19 protein-coding genes are annotated in these 20,195 nt (G+C 43.4%); 7 read left to right on the top strand and 12 right to left on the bottom strand.

Annotation, left to right across the window (positions count from 1 at the left end):
- The first annotated feature begins 27 nt into the window (after positions 1–27).
- The gene (locus ACR63T_RS05815) at positions 28–1,335 is read left to right on the top strand and encodes an ABC1 kinase family protein (RefSeq protein ID WP_201573100.1); all 1,308 of its coding nucleotides are present in this window, start codon (positions 28–30) and stop codon (positions 1,333–1,335) included.
- A 45-nt stretch (positions 1,336–1,380) separates the two neighbouring features.
- Here ACR63T_RS05815 and ACR63T_RS05810 read toward each other — a convergent pair whose 3' ends face one another.
- Positions 1,381–2,232 carry an ion transporter gene (locus ACR63T_RS05810; RefSeq protein WP_201573098.1) on the bottom strand — a complete coding sequence of 284 codons (852 nt, stop codon included), beginning with the start codon at positions 2,230–2,232 and terminating at the stop codon, positions 1,381–1,383.
- Between the two features lie 414 nt (positions 2,233–2,646).
- Between ACR63T_RS05810 and ACR63T_RS05805 the strand changes: the two genes are divergently transcribed.
- Positions 2,647–3,402: a YebC/PmpR family DNA-binding transcriptional regulator gene (locus ACR63T_RS05805; protein ID WP_201573096.1), complete on the top strand. Its 756-nt coding sequence runs from the start codon at positions 2,647–2,649 to the stop codon at positions 3,400–3,402.
- Between the two features lie 82 nt (positions 3,403–3,484).
- Here ACR63T_RS05805 and ACR63T_RS05800 read toward each other — a convergent pair whose 3' ends face one another.
- Together ACR63T_RS05800 and ftsY are read right to left on the bottom strand one after the other, a co-directional pair.
- The gene (locus ACR63T_RS05800) at positions 3,485–4,078 is read right to left on the bottom strand and encodes a methylated-DNA--[protein]-cysteine S-methyltransferase (protein WP_472785061.1); all 594 of its coding nucleotides are present in this window, start codon (positions 4,076–4,078) and stop codon (positions 3,485–3,487) included.
- A gap of 45 nt (positions 4,079–4,123) precedes the next feature.
- Complete coding sequence (ftsY, locus tag ACR63T_RS05795; protein WP_472785060.1) at positions 4,124–5,455, bottom strand: signal recognition particle-docking protein FtsY; 1,332 nt, start codon at positions 5,453–5,455, stop codon at positions 4,124–4,126.
- A 249-nt stretch (positions 5,456–5,704) separates the two neighbouring features.
- On the opposite strand from ftsY, the gene ACR63T_RS05790 reads away from it, so the two are divergent.
- From ACR63T_RS05790 to ACR63T_RS05780, 3 genes are all read left to right on the top strand, one after another.
- A complete protein-coding gene (locus ACR63T_RS05790) occupies positions 5,705–5,863 on the top strand; it encodes a hypothetical protein (RefSeq protein WP_201573092.1) in 159 nt (52 codons plus the stop codon).
- A gap of 217 nt (positions 5,864–6,080) precedes the next feature.
- Positions 6,081–7,511, top strand: coding sequence for a M16 family metallopeptidase (locus ACR63T_RS05785; RefSeq protein WP_201573089.1), 1,431 nt, complete (start codon positions 6,081–6,083; stop codon positions 7,509–7,511).
- A 92-nt stretch (positions 7,512–7,603) separates the two neighbouring features.
- Complete coding sequence (locus ACR63T_RS05780) at positions 7,604–9,169, top strand: M16 family metallopeptidase (protein ID WP_472785059.1); 1,566 nt, start codon at positions 7,604–7,606, stop codon at positions 9,167–9,169.
- A gap of 29 nt (positions 9,170–9,198) precedes the next feature.
- On the opposite strand, the gene ACR63T_RS05775 is transcribed toward ACR63T_RS05780, so the two are convergent.
- On the bottom strand, positions 9,199–9,672 hold the full coding sequence (locus ACR63T_RS05775) for an EscV/YscV/HrcV family type III secretion system export apparatus protein (RefSeq protein WP_201573084.1): 474 nt from the start codon (positions 9,670–9,672) through the stop codon (positions 9,199–9,201).
- Between the two features lie 266 nt (positions 9,673–9,938).
- The gene (locus tag ACR63T_RS05770; protein WP_472785058.1) at positions 9,939–10,904 is read right to left on the bottom strand and encodes a D-Ala-D-Ala carboxypeptidase family metallohydrolase; all 966 of its coding nucleotides are present in this window, start codon (positions 10,902–10,904) and stop codon (positions 9,939–9,941) included.
- Positions 10,905–11,258: 354 nt separating this feature from the next.
- Here ACR63T_RS05770 and rodA point away from each other — a divergent pair, with 354 nt between their 5' ends.
- Complete coding sequence (gene rodA, locus ACR63T_RS05765) at positions 11,259–12,401, top strand: rod shape-determining protein RodA (protein ID WP_305900069.1); 1,143 nt, start codon at positions 11,259–11,261, stop codon at positions 12,399–12,401.
- Positions 12,402–12,793: 392 nt separating this feature from the next.
- Positions 12,794–13,399 carry a septal ring lytic transglycosylase RlpA family protein gene (locus ACR63T_RS05760; RefSeq protein WP_201573080.1) on the top strand — a complete coding sequence of 202 codons (606 nt, stop codon included), beginning with the start codon at positions 12,794–12,796 and terminating at the stop codon, positions 13,397–13,399.
- Positions 13,400–13,545: 146 nt separating this feature from the next.
- On the opposite strand, the gene radA is transcribed toward ACR63T_RS05760, so the two are convergent.
- The 7 genes from radA to hfq form a co-directional block, all read right to left on the bottom strand.
- Entirely contained in the window at positions 13,546–14,994 is a 1,449-nt protein-coding gene (gene radA / locus ACR63T_RS05755; protein ID WP_305900068.1) for a DNA repair protein RadA, read from the bottom strand.
- Between the two features lie 309 nt (positions 14,995–15,303).
- Positions 15,304–16,014 (bottom strand): LPS export ABC transporter ATP-binding protein, encoded by a 711-nt coding sequence (gene lptB, locus ACR63T_RS05750; protein ID WP_305900278.1) that lies wholly within the window; start codon positions 16,012–16,014, stop codon positions 15,304–15,306.
- A gap of 120 nt (positions 16,015–16,134) precedes the next feature.
- Positions 16,135–16,662 (bottom strand): lipopolysaccharide transport periplasmic protein LptA, encoded by a 528-nt coding sequence (gene lptA, locus ACR63T_RS05745; RefSeq protein WP_201573076.1) that lies wholly within the window; start codon positions 16,660–16,662, stop codon positions 16,135–16,137.
- A 67-nt stretch (positions 16,663–16,729) separates the two neighbouring features.
- Positions 16,730–17,311: an LPS export ABC transporter periplasmic protein LptC gene (gene lptC, locus ACR63T_RS05740; RefSeq protein ID WP_201573074.1), complete on the bottom strand. Its 582-nt coding sequence runs from the start codon at positions 17,309–17,311 to the stop codon at positions 16,730–16,732.
- Between the two features lie 2 nt (positions 17,312–17,313).
- A complete protein-coding gene (locus ACR63T_RS05735) occupies positions 17,314–17,916 on the bottom strand; it encodes a KdsC family phosphatase (RefSeq protein WP_472785057.1) in 603 nt (200 codons plus the stop codon).
- A gap of 120 nt (positions 17,917–18,036) precedes the next feature.
- Positions 18,037–19,029, bottom strand: coding sequence for a KpsF/GutQ family sugar-phosphate isomerase (locus ACR63T_RS05730; protein ID WP_201573070.1), 993 nt, complete (start codon positions 19,027–19,029; stop codon positions 18,037–18,039).
- Positions 19,030–19,246: 217 nt separating this feature from the next.
- Positions 19,247–19,774: an RNA chaperone Hfq gene (gene hfq / locus ACR63T_RS05725; protein ID WP_201573067.1), complete on the bottom strand. Its 528-nt coding sequence runs from the start codon at positions 19,772–19,774 to the stop codon at positions 19,247–19,249.
- Between the last annotated feature and the right edge of the window lie 421 nt (positions 19,775–20,195).

The following is a 20,195-nucleotide window of genomic DNA, read 5'->3' as shown; positions in this document are numbered from 1 at the left end:
TTAATAACCCAATACATGGTGATATGAATGGCAAAGTCGTCTGGAAAACGCTTTATAAAACTCGCAGGCATGACGGCAAGCATCGCTGGTAAAGCGGCGAAAAACTCCTTAAAACACCTCTCTAGTGACGAAGAAAAACGTCTGCAAGCACGCTCAGAGCTGATGCAAGACGTGGGTGTGCAGATCGCTGAGACTTTAGGTGAGATGAAAGGGGCGGTTATGAAGGTGGGGCAAATTGCTTCACAATATAAAGACGTATTCCCGCCTGAGGTGGCAACTGCGCTTGAAAAACTGCAAAAAGACGCGCCGCCTATGCCTTACTCGCAGATAAAGGCGCAGGTTGAACGCGAGCTAAAAGCACCTATCGATGAGCTATTTATTGAATTTGAAGAGCAGCCTTTTGCGGCTGCCTCCATCGGGCAAGTGCATAGAGCGACCCTGCCCTCAGGGCAAAAAGTAGTGATAAAAGTGCAGTATCCTGATGTCGATGACAACTGTGATAGCGATCTAAAACAAGTGCGTATGGCGCTTAAGATTGCAGGCGTGCTCAATATGAGCCGTGAGCTACAAGATAAGCTATTTAATGAGATTCGCCAAAGCTTACATGATGAGCTTGACTATACCAAAGAGGCGCACAATTTACAGGTGTTTGGCGCGTTTCATGCCAATGATGAAGGCCTTGTTATTCCTAAAGTCATTGAGAGCCATTCAGCCAAACGGGTGCTGACTTTGACTGAAGAGATGGGCGAATCTCTAGCCGTTGCTGCTACTTGGGACAATGAAATTAAGCAAAAAATCGCTACACGTCTATTCCATTTTAGTGCAGGTCAGCTATTTGGCTTATATCGTATGCACTGTGACCCGCATCCTGGTAACTTTGCTTTCCGCGAGGATGGCAGCTTAATCGCTTATGATTTTGGCGGTATTCGTAGCTATAGTGATAGCGAAGTTAAACTATTTCGTAGATTTGCCAAACATGCAATAACCAGTGATGTGACAGCTTTGGAGCAAGATTTGATTGCTTTGGGTGTACGCCGTGATGATGAAAAGGATGTACCAGGTGAGTTTTATCAAAGATGGCTTGATATCGGTCTCAAACCTCTATCTATTCCGCCTTATCAAGAAGGCGCTTTTAACTTTGCTACTAGCCAAGTTCACCATGAGGCCATGACTCAAATGCGTACTGCACTTAAGTATTTCGGTCAGTTTCAACCCTCAGCGACCACTATGATGCTCGATCGCACCGTCTCAGGACAGTATTGGAATTTGGTAAATTTAGGCGTTGAGATTGATCTCTCGCCTTTGGTGGTTGAGTATTTAGACATGCCGTCTTAATCCCCATAAAGCCCAGTAGCTATGTTTTATAGCATAGCTATCTTGCTATACATGCAAAGCATGACCACAGCGATCGCAAAACTCTGCGTTCACCGCATGACCAAATTTACCACAGTTAGGACAAGCGATAGGATTCAGTTGTGGACGCATATTACGTGCCAGCTCAGCGGTAAAGATACCTGTTGGTACGGCAATAATGGCATAACCGGTTATCATCACCATAGAAGCGATCGCCTGCCCGACAGGCGTCTTTGGTGACATATCACCGTAACCCGTCGTAGTCACCGTCACCACCGCCCAATAAATAGATAGTGGTATGCTAGTAAAGCCATTTTCAGGCCCCTCCACCACATAGACAATTGAACCAAAAATGGTCACAAGCAATACTAAAGACAAAAAGAAAACCGTTATCTTTTGCTGACTGGTTTTGAGAGCTGATGCCAAAAATCCTGCCTGCTGCATATAAGCTTTGAGCTTAAGCACGCGAAAGACTCGCAAAATACGCAAGATACGAATCACTAATAGATACTGGATACCGACGAACGTTGAGCCTAAGTATAGTAGCAATAAGCTTAAATAGCTGGGTAATACAGACAATAGATCAACGATACCAAAAAAGCTAAAAGTATAACGAATACGATTGGGCGCTGAAAATAGCCGCAATAAATATTCAGTGGTAAATAAAATAGTAAAAAACCACTCAGCATAATAAAATAGTGTGCCATATTGCAATCGCATATACAGCACGCTATCGAGCATAACGACAGCCACACTGGTCAAAATAGCGATTAATAACACAATATCAAAAAACTTACCCGAACGAGTATCCGTGCCTTCAACAATGATATGAATGCGATTTCTCAGATGGGTGATGGCTTCAGTAGTAGTCTGCTTCATAGGATAGTCAGTAATCTCATAACATCAAAGTCTTTATAGTGCTGAATGATATAGGGTGTAACTGTCAGGATTAAATCAGAGTGGCCAAACGATGCAAAAGTCATTTATACTAGCTCGCATGTTTATAGACGCCTGTTCAACTAGTCGCATCTTATTTGCCACAGTGTAACAAAAAACAGCTGTCAACAATATACAAATCGCTACCCTGAGCGTAAGCTTGCGATATAAGTAGACAGCCTTTTAAGATCTCTATACTTATGATGCAGGCGCATAGTCACTAGCTTATAAAAAAACTCTTAATTTCTATAAAAACACTAGATTTTATTAACAATTTTTATTTTAATAGATAGCGTAGCTTTGTTAGATTCGTATTGAATCTAGGTTTTAATCGCTAAGTAAACCGAAGGATATAATATGGCAGGTCATTCCAAATGGGCAAACATTAAACATCGTAAAGCCCGTCAAGATGCCGTAAAAGGCAAAGTATTTACCAAAATTATTCGTGAGATTGTCTCAGCTGCCAAGCAAGGTGATCCCGATCCCGATAAAAACCCACGTTTGCGTGCCGTTATCGAAAAAGCCCTTTCAGTCAATATGACCCGCGATACGATTAATCGCGCGGTTGATCGCGGTACAGGCGGCGGTGACAATGACAATATGGATGAGGTCAGCTACGAGGGTTATGGTGTTGGCGGTGTGGCCGTATTGGTCGAGACAATGACCGACAACCTCAATCGTACGGTCAGTGAAGTACGTCATGCTTTTACCAAATGTGATGGTAATCTTGGTACATCAGGCTCTGTCGCTTATATGTTCACTAAGCGTGGCGAAATTAGCTTCAACGATGTCAGCTTGGAGGATGAAGTTATGCTAGTGGCCTTAGATGCGGGCGCTACTGACATAGAGAACGATGGCGAGACATTACTAGTCATCACCGAGTGGGAAAATCTCGGGCAAGTCAAAGATGCGCTAAACGATGCAGGGCTAGTCTCTGATAATGCTGAGGTTACGATGTCACCCTCAACTAGCGCTGATATCGATAATGTCGATGACGCCTTAAAGATTATGAAAATGATCGATATGTTAGAAGATGCCGATGATGTGCAAGAAGTTTATAGCAATGTGAATTTCTCTGACGCGGTGATGGCGGAGCTTGAGAACCAAGAGTAATGGTGTTGAGAATCAAAAGTTTAAACTAAAAAAGCCAAATGCTATCAAAGCATTTGGCTTTTTTATTAGGTAAAGAAATAAATTAAGACCTACACTTAACTCCTTCCAAAGCAAGTAGATACTCCTTTTTATCCAGACCACCCGTATAGCCGCCAAGTTTGCCATCGCTAGCAATCACTCTATGACACGGAATGATAAGGCTAAACGGGTTCTTGCTGTTCGCATTGGCGACTGCACGATAGGCTTTAGGATTGCCAATGCGTGTTGCTAGAGTAGCATAACTTATTGTCTCACCTAATTTGATCTTTTGCAGCTCTCGCCATACGCGCTGTTGAAACTGAGTACCTAAAGAGAGATCTAACGGCAAATCAAAGTGTTTTCTCTCTTCCTGCGCGTATTCGTCGACTTGCATAATAGCGTCTAATAATACCGCTTGAGCAGGATCAGTCCTCACTAAATTGTGCTTTTCAATAAACTTAAAATCTTTATCTACGAGTTTATAATGAGCTTTAAGCTTGGCAAATGATTTTGAGTCTGTCCACCATTCATCATGAGAGAGCCAACTCATCTCAACAAGCTGTGGCGCGCCTGTACTCGAAAAATCACTCTCGCTCTGCCTTACGATTAGGGCCAAGATATAGGTTTGCAGCTTGGTAATAGTTACGGTCATCATCATTTATCATCCCCTTATACAAAAGACTCAAGTATCAACCAATACTTTTTACTCTTTATCATCGGTCTCAAACAGGGCGGCGACGAACTGCTTAGGACTAAAGGCGCGTAGATCATCTATCGACTCACCGACTCCTATATAACGAATAGGCACATCAGTAGTTTCAGCAATATTAAAGACGACACCACCTTTTGCGGTACCATCGAGTTTGGTAATGGCAATCCCTGTTAACGGCACAACTTTATTAAATAGCTCAACTTGATTAATCGCGTTTTGGCCTGTGCCTGCATCAAGAACAATCATCCCTTCATGCGGCGCACTTGGATCAGCTTTACGCATAACCCGTACGACTTTTTCCAACTCATTCATCAAGTAGGCTTTGTTCTGCAAGCGTCCAGCCGTATCCGCAATTAACACATCGATGTTTTTGGCTTTAGCCGACTGCATAGCGTCAAAAATAACAGAGGCGCTATCTGAGCCATGACCTTGAGCGACCACTGGAATATCATTGCGCTCACCCCATATTTGTAGCTGCTCGGTCGCCGCCGCACGGAAAGTATCACCAGCGGCTAGCATTACGGACTTGCCCTCGCCTTGTAATCGCTTAGCCAGCTTGCCGATAGTGGTAGTTTTGCCTACGCCATTAACTCCGACTACTAAAATCACAAAGGGCTTTTTGGTGGTATCGATTATTAGGGGCGCGACTTTAGGTGTGAGAATATCAACCAGCTCCGTTTGCAGCGCTTTATAGAGCGAATGCGCATAAATCAAATCACCACGATCAGTCTGTTCGGTCAAATTCTTGATAATACGATTGGTCGCATTGACCCCGATATCAGCGACCAATAGCTGATCTTCGACCTCTTCTAACAGCTCATCATCGATCTCTTTACCACCGATTAGGATATTGACCATACCGCCAGCCAAATTCTTACGCGATTTGCTCAGCCCCGACTTCATCCGATTGAACCAGCTGCCTTTTTGACTGCCTTGTGGCTCATCATCCTGCTGCTCTGTTGCAGAGTCGGCATTATCTCCTAACTGTGCCTGTAGCGGCATTTTCGGTATATCAATTTGCGCTGATTCATCTTCAACATTGTGATGGCTAATCGCAACCTGCTCATTCTTATCAAGTTGGGTCTTATCAAGCTCAGGCGTAATCAAAGGAGCACCCAGAGCTATATTGCCTACCGCTGTTACGCTAGATAAGTCTCTATCGACTATATCTTTACTATCTTCTACGGTTGCAGCGTCAGGCTCATCAACAATAGCGACAGACTGCGCAGGCATACTGGGTAGCGTGATATCATCGTCATCTAATTCATCAAGACTGCCGTCAAGGTTAATGACGACACGACTGCTATTATTAGTATTATTCATAAATTTGACCTAAATATTATCAAGAGTTTTTATTCAGTGATTTTGACTTATAATAAAATGCGCTTGGTATAAATTGTATTTTGCCTAGTTTAGCATAACTCTAGGTATGCTCAGCATTCATCCTATTCAATTGAGTAAGATGAGCTTAAGATTAGGACACAAAATTATGACCTTAAGTTTGCCAGTTATCCCCTATGCTTACGCCATGTTTGCATGTTTGACGGGCTCATAATAGTATAAGGAAAAGCCATGTTATCAACTTCTAAGAAAAAGCTAACTCATAAAGTCACCGCTATAAGCGCAGCCGTTTTGCTAACGATTATAACGGTATCTGCGACTGGCTGTAGCACTACGCAAGAGTTTAAACCCACAGCTAGCATTATGGTTGGCGCGAGTAAGTCTTTATAATCCAATTTTTAAGTATTGTATAGGATGGACTCATCATTGAATAAAATTGTTTATACCCTTGTTTTATCGATATCATGTTTTTCGGTATCGGGTTGTAGTACGCTAAGAGCGTTAGAGCCTACCGCAATTTTGATTACTGATATAGCAAAAGCTCTCTAGTTTTTAATACTCAAATTGAACGCTCATATTTTATCATCATTTATAAGTAGAAAAGTCTATGTCGTCATCTCATATCTTACAGGTAGCTTTTGCCTTAGCACTCACCACCGCGCTTAGTGCTTGCCAAACGCTTACCTCAGATGTCTCTACACCCAGTACTGTAGCTGCTATGCAAAATAATGAGGCGTCGTCGGCCTTGGCTATAGACCTATCTGGTCGTCATGAGTATAAGCTGGATAACGGGCTTAAAATCATTGTCAAAGAAGATCACCGCGCGCCTGTGGTGATGACCCAAATATGGTATAACGTCGGCTCTACCGATGAGCCAATCGATAAAGGCGGAATCTCGCATTTGCTAGAGCACATGATGTTCAAGGGCACCAGTGCAGTATCTAGCGATGATTATGAGCGTTTGATTGCAAAATTTGGTGGCACCAATAATGCTTTTACTAGCTACGATTACACAGGCTACTATGAGCTGTTCCCAGCTAATCGCTTGCCATTAGCATTAGAGCTAGAAGCGGATCGAATGACCAATTTGTTATTTGATGAAAGTGAATTTGCTAAGGAGCATCAGGTGGTGATGGAGGAGCGCCGTCAGCGTACCGATGATAACCCTTTAGCAAAAGCGTACGAATCCTTTCGATTGCTCGCAATGCCTGATAGCCCTAAAGGTGAATCAGTCATTGGGCCAATGAATGAGCTGGAATCTATCACTTTACCCGAGCTAAAAGACTGGTATAGCACTTGGTATGCGCCCAATAATGCAACTTTGGTTATCGTAGGGGATGTAGAGCCAAGTGAGGTATTGGCACAAGTAAAACGCTATTTTGGTCAGCTGACACCAAGCGAGCTGCCAGCGCGGCCAGCAGTGACCCAGCAAGGGTTTCGCGGTTATAAAAAAGTAGAGTCCGAGCAAGCGGTACAAGTGCCAGTATTATTGATGGGTTACAACGTACCAAGTTTGCTGACTATTGGCAGTGCTAATGAAAAGCAAGCTTATGCGCTATCACTGGCACAGGACGTATTAGATGGTGGTCTATCAGCAAGACTTGAGAGTCGCCTCATTCGCGAGCAAGGTCTGCTTGCCACTGTTGGCACCTCCTATGACCTGCTAGATCGTGGTGACGGTTTATTTTTAATTCAAGCGACACCCCGCGCAGGCGTCAGCTTAGAGCAGGCGCAACAAGCTATTACTAATGAGATCAATAAATTAGCAATAGACCCTATCGCAGCGGATGAGATCAATCGCGCCAAAACAAATACTGTCACAAGCCTAGTGTACGCGCAAGACAGCATGGCAGGACAAGCGCGGATGATTGGATCCATGCAGTCTATCGGTCTCGATGATCGATTGCTTGCCAGCTTACCTGCTAAGTTAGATCGCGTATCGGTCGCGGATATTCAAGCGGCTAGTAAAAAGTATTTGGTCAATGATAATTTGACGGTGATGCAGGTGATACCGCCGAAAGACTCAGCGAGTAAATAAAAATAGCCCTAACCTTGCTATACATTTTAATCACCATTTATCAATACCTCTAAAAATATCGCTATCCAGTCTGTAAATAAGAAGAAACCATAATGTCAAAATTAAAAATAACCGCTACTGTTAATAAGATATCAAGTAATCAAGTATCCATTAATAAAACATCAAGCCCAAATTATAAATCGTTATCCGCTTTAAGCGCAGCTCTATTCATGAGTTTTGCAGCGTTAAATATGCAAGCGCATGCGGCTGAAGCTGCATTTGAATCTGAGAGAGCGGCTGCTATGGTGGATGCTGACGCGCCTATCGCAGCCCTAGCGACGCTCACTAGCCTTGATGATGTCCAGCCTTTGAGCGTTACTGTTCCTAGTATTGAGCACTTCACGACTCAAGCTGGCGTGCGCGTATCATTCGTGCAGGCAGCGGCTCTGCCTATCGTCGATATTGACTTGCGCTTTAACGCAGGTAGCGCTCGCGATGGTGATGTACGCATGGATGATTCAAATGGCTTTGGTATTGCCAGCATGAGCGCCACTATGCTGACCCAAGGCACGCAAAATTTAGCGGAGGATGACTTTACTCGCGCGGTTGAGACTTTAGGCATCAACCTAAACAGCAGCGCTTATAAAGATATGTTTATCGTATCCTTGCGTAGTCTCTCTGATGACGAGCATCTCTTGCCTGCTGTAGATCTGATGACTCAGATGCTAACGACACCGACCTTTGACAAAGAGATCCTAGCGCGTAACAAGGCCAGATTATTAGTTGGATTACAACAGCAAAAGCAAGATCCTGGCAGTCTTGCCAGCCTTGCCTTTGACAAAGCCTTGTACGGCGATCATCCTTATGCTCACCCCTCATCAGGTACTCTTGAGAGTGTGCCAAGTATTGAGCGCCAAGACTTAATCGCTTTTCAAAATCGCTATTTAGTAGCGGCAAATGCGTCACTAGCGATGACGGGGAATATGACTTTAGAGCAAGCACGTATGATTGCTGAGACTATTACAGCCAACCTTCCGCTTGGTCAAGCCGCAGGCACGCTACCTGAACCCAAAGCCTTGAGAACAGCTCAGCGTATTCATATCGACTTTCCAAGTACCCAGACCACGGTGCTGATGGGTCAATTAGGTAATAAACGCGCCACTGACGCGCAAGCTCAGCAACAGCAGACAAACTTTGCGGTGGGTAATGAGGTGCTAGCAGGAGGCGACTTTAATGCGCGGCTCATGACTGAGATAAGACAAAACCTTGGGCTTACTTATGGCATATCAGGCTCAATGAGTCCAATGCTGACGCGCGGCCCTTATCAAATCGGCTTTTCAACGCGTAATGATAAAGCTCGCACCGCTATAGACGCCAGTATAAAAGTGATAGATGATACTTTAGACCAAGGGATAACAGCGTCTGAGATGCGACTAACTACTGATAATCTAAAAAACAGCTTTCCGATGAGCTTTGCGAGTAATGCAGGTATCAATAATTTACTAGGTATGATGAATTTTTATCAGCTGCCTGATAATTATTTGACGGACTATATGAATCGTATCGATAAAGTTAACCTTACCGATGTCAATCAAACCTTGAATGATACCCTTAACCCTGACAAGTTCTTGATCGTGACCGTAGGACAAGATAGTCCTTGGAATGCAGATTTAGAATAAAAATATGACGACAACTTTCTAAAGCGCGACTACTCTTTGACTTCAATCTTTACATCATAATTGAGGCGCTCAGGCTTATACTTAGATCCAATATAGTTCAGCCGAATCACATGCTTATCATAGGACTCCACTAGATAATCGCCGTTAGCGAAATTGTGCAAGGTCGGTACAATCAGCAGCGCTTCAATTTGATCCGTATTAAGGGTAACTTTGAGGCGTTGATTGACCTCTGGATATAGATAGTAGTCACAAGAACTGTCCACCATCACCTCGTTTACTCGTTCTATCACATCATTGTCAGTCTCTTTTTGCAGTATCTTGGGACACAGATCAGGGCGCTTGGCCGCTAGGCGTGCATAAGAGTTGATAATGTTGTCTTCAATGTCAGCGATATCTTGCTGTCTTTGTAATTCAAGAGCCGCCTCTTTAGTAGTCGTATCGGCAAGCTCTTCACTAGTATTCTCAGCCAAACAACCACTGGTTAATAATAATGTGCAAGTCATAATACTACTACCACTTACACGCATTATTTTTGAGCTTAGAGAATAGTGTTTTTTTAGCGGGTAGAGACTGGTGTTGGTTAATAATATTAGACTTACTTTATTCATAAATTACACTTACTATAGCGGCTACTATTTGTAAGTCCATTTTAATCATAATTTCACCAACATTCGTCTACTATAGGTGACTTGCCCGTCAATTAACTTGTCAGATACTGACACCTCTTATGCTAGAGCGTTTTAAGTAGCACGGGCTTTAGAACTTATTGTCAATAACGACACGCTGAGCTACTACTGGAATGCTGAAAACCCCACTTGCGATGGCCTTCGGTATCTAAATGAATAGCACCTGTCGAGTATAGACCTAAACCAAAGTTGTAACCGACCCCTTGGTATTGCCAAAACTGACATAGATTATCTTGTAGCTTGCTGATACGCCATAAGTCATCCTGATACTCAGGCACCCAAATGTCTATCGCTCCTCCAGTCATATGCTTGCTCGCATCCGCACCGCCTGCACAAGCATTGAGACTTGGGCTTCGATATACTGAACGTATCTCAGCTGAGGCTGGTAGTACCCCTTGAGATTTTAGATCGTTATAGAGTCGTAGCGTCGGTACAATGTTTGCCCAAAGCTCTTGTGGCGGTAATTGGTAAGGCTCATAGCCGCACTTATCCCAGCTACGGGCGGTGGTTAGCAGCTGGTTCAGCGGTGGTACGTTTTGCGCTCCTAGCCGTGCGCTTAGATAACGCTTGTAATTATTTACCTGTTCAGCTCGCCAGCTATTACTACCCAGCCAACTGCCAAAGTCCATACTCATACTGGCAGTGTTATTATAGCCGTAGCGAGTGTTGTTGCTGCTGCCGTAGCTTGAAGGATAGGCGGTCGCATAGCGAGTATTATAACTGGGCGGGCTTACGTAAACGCGCTTGCTCTCTTCTATTGATACCCTAGCATCAAACTCATATTGTTGCTGTTTTTGCTCGATAAGACCTTGCATACTGTCACTGTTTACAGTATTTGAAGTCGTTGAGGTAATATAAGCATTGATAGTATCACCGCCTCCTGAGCGAACTTGAATTCTGCGCTCATTATCGATACTTAACACCGCGGCATAAGTGCTGATACTACTGGCACCAATCGTAAGCACTACTATAGGTTTAATTGCCAGTTTGAACCAAGTTGACAGGGGCCTTAGTGCAGGCAAAGTACAATGGTTGTTTATATTTTTCATGATTAACAGCTACCCCTAAAAACTTATATCAATACTGTTTGTGATACTATCAAATTTTTACAAGGCAGGCTAAACTATCGCCGCGTAATGAGTAGTAACTGGTTTATAATTAACACTTATACTGACGGTTCTTGATAGTATTGTGACTTTATTACGCTAAAGTTACTTTTAGACAGTTAACAGATTATTTGGGCACATAAACGCAATAATAAGCGTTTATGTGCTCTTAAATAAGCTAAGCCATTAAACTTGTATAGTAACGACGAGCACTATTTTATAGGTTTGTCCTTATATAGCCATTGTATTTAATATGATCATTGTATCTACCTTGAGACTCTACACCAAATTTTGCCTATGTCCATTAATCCGCAGTATCGTTTTTCACGCCAAAGTCATCATTTAGGCCAACGTCAAGAGCCGACGCTATGGCAACGCATTCATATTGATCCTTGGTTAACCTTGTTACTACTGACTATTTGTTGTATCGGTTTGACTATCCTTTATAGCGCTTCCATTCAAGATAATGCCATGGTCCTGCGTCAGGTTATCAGCTATGGTGTGGCCTTTATTGTCATGTTTGTTATGGCACAGATACCTCCTAGCATTTATCGTACCTTTACGCCTATTTTTTATATGCTGGGCCTAGTCCTACTGGTGTTAGTAGATATCATTGGTGAAGTACGTATGGGTGCTCAGCGTTGGATAAATCTGCCGGGGTTTGGTAGCGTTCAGCCCTCAGAGTTTATGAAGCTTGGTATGCCGATGATGTGTGCGTGGTATTTATCCAAGCGTGAATTGCCGCCGACGTTTTCAAGTATCGGTGTCGTTTTGGCTTTGATTATCGTGCCAGTACTCCTTATTGCCAAAGAGCCTGATTTGGGAACCTCGCTACTCGTTGCTGCCAGTGGACTCTTTGTATTGTTTTTAGCAGGTCTATCGTGGTGGATGATCGCTGGAGCGGTGGCGTTGTCTGTACCGATAGTTACTATTGCTTGGCAATTTTTGTTGCATGATTATCAGCGTACTCGAGTATTAACGCTGTTCAACCCTGAGGGCGACGCCCAAGGTGCTGGTTGGAATATTATCCAGTCTAAGACAGCTATTGGCTCTGGTGGTTTGACAGGCAAAGGGTATTTGGATGGGACGCAGTCACATTTACACTTTTTGCCTGAAGGTCATACTGACTTTATTATCGCAGCATTTTCAGAGGAGTTTGGGTTACTTGGCGTCCTATTACTTATGTTCGTCTATGCCTGCCTTTTACTGCGAGCACTATACATAGCGTTTACTCATCCTGATACTTATAGTCGACTATTGGCAGGTGCTATCGCTATGTCGTTTTTTGTCTATATATTTGTCAATGTTGGGATGGTCGGTGGTATTTTACCTGTCGTCGGCGTTCCGCTACCTTTTATCAGCTACGGTGGTACGGCTATCGTCACTTTGATGGCAGGCTTTGGGCTACTGATGTCCATTCACACTCATAAGACTGGATAAAAGCTCAGTTTTACTTACATCATTTAAATCTTGTTTTTTACATAATTTTGCGTTACTCTCTTTTTAATGTATTTCTTATACACAATCTGTACATATATACCTATAAAGGTATCAATTAATTATATTCAAGTTGTAGCGCATCCGTATAGTTGGCACTTAAAATTTTAAAGCTATTACTTAAATAATTCATTAGTAATCATTCATCATAGAATATAAATTAATCAAGTATGAGTGATAACACTAATACAATGAACGTAAGCCAACGCTAGGTTTTACAACCTTCAAATTAATAAATTAAAACTTACTAAATCTTAAAATCTGACTTAGTTCAGCATGTGACAACCCATTAGCGGTTAAGCAGATTTTAAGATTTAAGTTATAGAGGCTCAACTATGTATAAGCGTTTATCTGGTTTACTTACCGTGTCAGTGTGTTTATTCGCCGGCTCTACGATAGCGTCTACTGCTAACGCGGCTGAAACAAAAGCGGCTCTTGCGCAAGACAACTCCGCTCATATCGATCGTGTCCTTGGTGAGTTGACCCGCCAGCATGATAGTGCATCAAGTTTGGTTAAGTCAGCGCGTCAACCAGCCTCTTTGGCGCTCAATAGCTCATTATTAGCTACTAATACCTCGCAGTCATCTAACGATGAAGATGTATTAGAACGTTTGACCGCTGTCGCTTCAAACTCAGTGAGCAAATTCAAGCAGACAGGTCTTGCTTCTTGGTATGGTCGTAAGTTTCATGGTCGCAAAACTGCCAGTGGTGAGACTTTCGATATGAATGGCTTAACTGCAGCTCATCGCTCACTACCATTGAACTGCTATGTAAAAGTAACTAACAAAACCAATGGCAAAAGCGTAGTAGTCAAGGTCAATGATCGTGGCCCGTTTCATGGTAATCGCGTGATGGACTTATCTTACGGTGCGGCCAAACAACTAGGCATCACTAGTAAGGGTGTTGGCAACGTCTCTATCGAGCGCGTTTCAGGACCCTAATCTCACTTTTTAATACTGTAAATTTATAAAGTTTGATTGTTTATTCAATTAAACGGCTCAATTAAAAACCGCCAAACTGATATCAGCTTGGCGGTTTTTGTATTCTAGTTTATAAATCTGTATTTTAGCTCATAAATTAGAATGACTTATATCTCAAAGGCTTTTTCGATAGCATCGTCTAAGCGTTCAACAGCAATGATATTTATACCTTTAAATTGAGCTGAATTGGCCGCTGGTGCGTTAGATTTTGGCACAATAGCATGCTTAAAACCATGCTTCATTGCCTCTTTTAGACGCTCTTGCCCATTAGGTACAGGGCGTATCTCGCCCGATAAGCCCACTTCACCGAATACCGCTAATGAGGATGGCAGCGCGCGCTCTTTAATGCTCGAAGCACAGGCAAGCAGTACCGCCAGATCAGAGCCCGTCTCGATGACCTTTACCCCGCCGACGACATTGACATACACATCTTGACCACTCGTATGAATACCACCGTGACGATGCATAACTGCCAACAGCATAGACAAGCGCTGAAAATCAAGCCCTAGCGCCATTCGTCTTGGCTGACCTTGCGAGTCATCGACCAACGCTTGTACTTCAACCAATAACGGCCTTGTACCTTCGCGACTGACCATAACCACTGAGCCTGCCACAGGCTTGTCATAGCGGCTCAAAAATATAGCTGAGGGATTGGCAACTTCTTTGAGACCCATATCCGTCATGCCAAAGATACCTAGCTCATTGACCGCGCCAAAGCGGTTCTTGACTGCTCGAATCATGCGAAAACGAGAGTCGGATTGACCTTCAAAATATAGTACCGTATCCACCATATGCTCAAGTACCCTTGGCCCTGCCAGCGTACCTTCTTTGGTCACGTGACCGACCAAGAATAGCGCCGTACCCGTTTGCTTGGCATAACGAGTCAAAATAGCTGCCGACTCGCGAATCTGACTGACTCCGCCTGGCGCAGAATTGATGGCATCGGTATAGATGGTCTGAATCGAATCAATAATAGCAATAGCAGGCTGCTCTTGGGTGAGCGCGGCACAGATAGTCTCGACATTGGTTTCAGCCAGCACTCTTAGTCTATCGGCTGGCAGATCTAAGCGTTTAGCCCGCATAGCGACTTGTGCTAGTGACTCCTCGCCTGTGACATACAACGCACTGCCCGCCAGCGAATCAGCCCGCGCCATATTAGTCGCCGTCTGTAGTAAGATAGTTGATTTGCCGATACCTGGATCACCACCTATCAGCACCACTGAACCTGCAACTAAGCCGCCGCCTAATACTCGGTCAAACTCGCTGATACCCGTTGGCATACGCGCATCTAAAGTGACGCTAACCGCATTGAGTGGCATGACAGCGCTGTGCGTGCCTGAATAGTTGCCAGAGCCTGCATTACTTGTCTCTGTATTACGAGGCGTAGCACGAGTAGCGGGTCTAGGCTTGGCAGTGCCTTTATTATGATGGGGCATACTGACATTAGGCGCTTCGACTAAGGTATTCCACTCACCGCAATCAGAGCACTGCCCTGCCCACTTACCAAAATGCGCCCCACAGTTTTGGCAAACATAGCTACTAGTATTTTTTGCCATAACAGTTAAGCCTTATATAAAGTATGAAATAGGGTGCAGAAATACTAAATTTAATGAATAAAAGGAGATTATGACATGAGTTATAAAGTCATCACTAACATTAGAATAGATAAAGAAAAATTAATATAAAGAAAATTTGATAGGCAACTTACTTATAGCTATAAGCAAATTAAATAGACTTGCCTTTGTATATAGGGTCAATATAAGGGTTTTTAAAGACAATAATAGAACAAGATGAAAGATAGAAATAATCTACATCATTGATTAAAACGATTCTAGAAAACAGACCTAAAAGCGATCAAGAATAATCTAAACCTGAAAGTCTTTGCCTAAATAGACAGATTTGACCAATTCATTATCCAAAATCTCTTTTGGTGTGCCCTCAGCGATGATAGCGCCTTCGGAGACGATATAGGCTTTTTCGCAAATAGCTAAAGTATCACGGACGTTATGATCAGTAATAAGCACGCCAATACCACGATTTTTTAGCGCTAAGATAACGTCTTTGATATCACCTACTGAGATAGGATCGACCCCAGCAAACGGCTCATCTAATAGTATAAACTTCGGATCAGCAGCTAGCGCACGAGCAATCTCACAGCGGCGACGCTCTCCACCTGATACACTCATGCCAAGGGAATGACGGACATGTTGTAAATGGAACTCACCGATGAGTTTTTCAAGCTCAAGGCGTTGTTCCTTGGCAGATAACTCTTTGCGAGTTTGTAGAATAGCTAAAATATTATCTTCGATAGACAGTTTGCGAAAGATAGAGGCTTCTTGAGGCAAATAGCCAATACCAGCTCGGGCGCGCTCATGCATCGCGTATTTGGAGAGATCCATTTTGCCCAAAGTAACGCGGCCTTTGTCCATATTGACCAGTCCTACCACCATATAAAAGCTTGTGGTCTTGCCAGCACCATTAGGGCCTAACAAACCTACTACTTGTCCCTGCTCAACTGAGAACGAGACGTCTTTTACTACCCAGCGCTTGCTGTAGCGCTTGCCTAGATTTTGCATAACCAAACGTATAGATGGCTCGCTGTTATCAGCATTGGCTATAGAGTTAGTATTGCTATCACTCATGAATTACTCTTATTATTTTACGGTGGCAGACAAAATTTCAAATAAGCACAGCAATTAGCGCAAACTACTCTGGCTAGTATTACTGTTCGGCGGGAATACTAGCTCAACGCGCTGATTGCCGCCAGCGGTCGCTTCTACATCACCTGCTTTGAGACTGTAACGGATAACGTTACCTGCAAAGCTTGCACCATTTTGCACCAGCTTTGCATTGCCTGTTAGCGTAATAATGCCATTGACCGCATTATAATCAATCTTATTAGCTTGACCCTTAGCTAAGCCTTTTTCCTGAGTGACCACTTGTTGCATGGTCGCTGGACGGCCAGTCGCCACCGCTGAATTGATACTACGGCCCTGTGATAGGTTGACCGTAATGTCATCAGCAGTCATCTTGAAGGTACCTTGGGTAATGACCACCGTACCTGTATAGCTAGTAATACCCGTGCGCTCACTATAAGTCGCCTTATCCGCTAACAGCTTAATCGGCTGGTTAGCATCTGAGGGCAGCGCATGGCTGTAGATAGGCAGCGCTAGTAGCATAACGATCGGTAGCGCGCGTAGGGCAGACAGTCGAGTTGATTTCATAAAAGAGTGCTCTTTTTTAATTAGTATTGATAATAGGGTCTGCTACTGTTTAATAACCAGCATTAGATTAAAACAACGCTTTATCTTGACGCTCGGCAGGCGTAAAGCTTACGGCTACTTGACCGAACTCATATTCGCCCGTCTCAAGATTGGCTTTCATGCTAGCTGCCTCAAAACGATTGAGCCCTTGTTCAACTTTGACGGGCTCATCGCTATAGACTTGCCTTGACTTGGTATTACCCTTTAGCGCCGCACCAGTCACTTTAATCGGCTCTATATCGGAGCTGGCTTTATCTTCACTAAGCAGACTAAAGCCACCATACAGATGCAAATCGCCAGACGCTTGGTTAATGGTCGCGGTACCCGATTGGATAATATAGCGCTGCTCATCCGAGGGCTGCCAATTCATGGTAATACCAGACATCACATCTTCATTAGTCTGAGGATTGTGAGTGAGTGATTCAGCGTTTAGCTCATACTCAGTCTCGCCTTGCTCATTGGTCTGGACTGCTTTTATATCAGTCGCTTCATAGTCGACCTCTGATGCTTCAATATTTATTGGCGGCTCTATTTTACCTTGCTGTTGAAAAAACCAACCCGCAATACCAGCAATAATTAACGCTAAAACAATCAGCACCTTAGTATTCACGGTTATTTATCCTGTGTCTTGGTTGGGGCTGTCATACTAGCGCTGAGGCTATTCATAGTAGGCTCTAACTCATCTAAAGTGTACTGCGCAATAAAGTCCTGATAATGTCCATGACCCTTTAGGATCAGATCACACACTTCACGCACTGCACCATAACCGCCTGCTCGCGTGGTTACCATATCGCAGCGATTAATTACCTCAGAATGTGCGTTAGGCACAGTCGCGGCAAGACCAACGGTTTGCAGTGCCTTGATATCAGGTAAGTCATCACCCATATAAGCACAATCTGCCGCGCTAATATTAAGATCTTTTATACTAGCTAACAGCTCGGTTAACGCAATCAGCTTATCATCACGGCCTTGTACCACATAGTCGATGCCAATCTCTTGGGCGCGTTTATCGACCATCGGACTACTACGACCCGTAATAATAGCGGTCAAAATACCGTAGCGAGCTAATGACTTGATGCCGACACCATCTTGTACTGAAAATGCCTTGGTCTCTACGCCATTGGCATCATAAATAATCTGACCATTAGACAGTATACCATCGACATCCAGTACTAATAGCTTTACCTGAGCCGCTTTTTTGATCAAGTCTTGCATAATAATAGCTCTCTTATACTTTTAATTATGTTTTTGGTATTTCAGCTTAAAGACTATTGCACTCTAAATACTTGTTGTACTCTAAGCCCTATCTATAATTGAAATAATAATAGGTGACGGTTACTTAACACCCGCTTGTAATAAATCATGTACCGTAATGATGGCCTCTAAATGACTGTGCTCATCCATGACCAATAATTGACTGATGGCGTTCTCATTCATAACGCTTAGCGCATCTGATGCGCGCATGGTTTTAGTGACTTGACGCGGGTTGGTGGTCATTATTTTATAGATAGGAGTATCAAGATCGATCCCCTTCTCAAGGCCACGCCGCAGATCGCCATCAGTAAACACGCCAACTACCTTTTTATCTTCATCTGTCACCACTGTCATACCCAAGCGACCATGACTCATAGTGAATAGCGCCTCTTTTAGCGGCGCTTGTTGATCGACTATAGGCAGATGCTCGAAGCTGGTATGCATCAAATCCTCAACGCGGGTCAATAGCTGACGACCTAGCGCGCCTGCAGGATGCGACAAAGCAAAATCTTCTGAAGTGAAATTACGCGCATGCACCAAAGCGACTGCCAAGGCATCACCTAAGGCGAGCGTTGCAGTAGTGCTCGATGTCGGCGCTAGATTCAGCGGACAGGCCTCTTGTGATTTGCCCAATGTCAGCACGATATCAGCTGCACTTGGTAGCATGCCACGATGGTCACGACTGATACTGATCAGCGGAATACCTAAGCGTTTGACCACGGGTAGCAAAGTCTTGATCTCATCGGACTCACCAGAGTTGGAGATGGCTAACAACACATCACCTTTGACTAGCATACCCAAATCGCCATGACCTGCCTCACCTGGATGCATAAAAAACGCAGGCGTGCCCGTTGAGGCAAAAGTTGCAGCAATCTTGCGCCCGATCAATCCCGACTTGCCCATACCCGTCACGACAACTCGGCCTGCGCACGCCAAAATGATATCGCAAGCCTGTGCGAAGCGATCATCAATCTGCTCAGTCAGTAGGCTCAAAGCGGCACGCTCAGTATTGATGGCTTCTATAGCCGTGGTAATATACTGCTCATGACTTAAAGATCGATTGGGCTGACTCATAAATTCACTCAAAGCTTATTATTGATAAAGCATTTTACTATAATAAAGCTGATATAAATAGGCGCAGATGCTGGAGTATTGGTAGTACCTTATTATCGAAAGTCATAAGATAAAATTATGCCATAAAAAAACCTACTATTACGATAGTAGGTTTAATGCTAAGTAGCTGAGAATATAAATTTGAGCTCTACGGAGTACAAAATTCATTACTCAGAATTTAGCTATTATCAGAATCATCATTAGCTTTATCTTCAAAGCTTGAAGTATCTGCTGGCGTCTCAAAGCCACGCTCCTGTCCAAAACCACCACGCTCTTGTCCAAAGCCGCCGCGCTCCTGTCCAAAACCACCGCGCTCCTGTCCTTGGTTAAAGCCACCACGATTGAAGCCACTACGGTTTGAGGCAAAGCCACGCTCTTCGAAACCACTAGTGCCCGTATTAGCACTGCCACGCTCAAAACCACTGCTAGGGTTGCTACCTTGATAGCCCGTGCTAGTTGATGATGCCTGTGCACTGCTACTACTGGCCGCGGTGCCAGTACGTGGATTACGTGCTGGCACGACCGTTGAAATGGCATGCTTATAAACCATTTGGCTGACAGTATTCTTGAGTAACACCACGTACTGATCAAAAGATTCAATTTGACCTTGCAATTTAATACCGTTAACTAAAAAAATAGATACGGGAATGCGATCTTTACGCAATGAATTCAAAAACGGATCTTGTAGGGTTTGTCCTTTTGACATGGAATCTCTCCTTATTATTATAATGTTATATTTTGAGTATAGCGCTTTACTTATTTAACATGAAACAGAGTTACAAGTATTGACCTCAAAATTGGCAGTTCGAAAACAGTTTTAGTGACACTAAGGTCATTATAATGATTATACAAGACTGACAAAATGTTTTTTATGGGTAAAACGTATCCAAATAGGCCTTCATTTCACTTAACTGTTATTTCTTGACTGCTATTGTAGATTTACATCTAACTACTTGTTTTTAAATGGCATTAGTATAGCTAACACTTAAAAACTGTTTCAAATGATTATGATATATAATGCTCAATTAAAATTAAATGCTAAAGCGGTCATCAGTATAGCAGTTTCTATAGCGTTTATTTGCAACTTATTATCAGAGCAAAATATGCTATCAATAGCTTAAAAAATC

The sequence above is a fragment of the Psychrobacter sp. M17(2026) genome, assembly GCF_055699815.1.
This window is presented reverse-complemented; position numbering and strand designations above follow the sequence as displayed.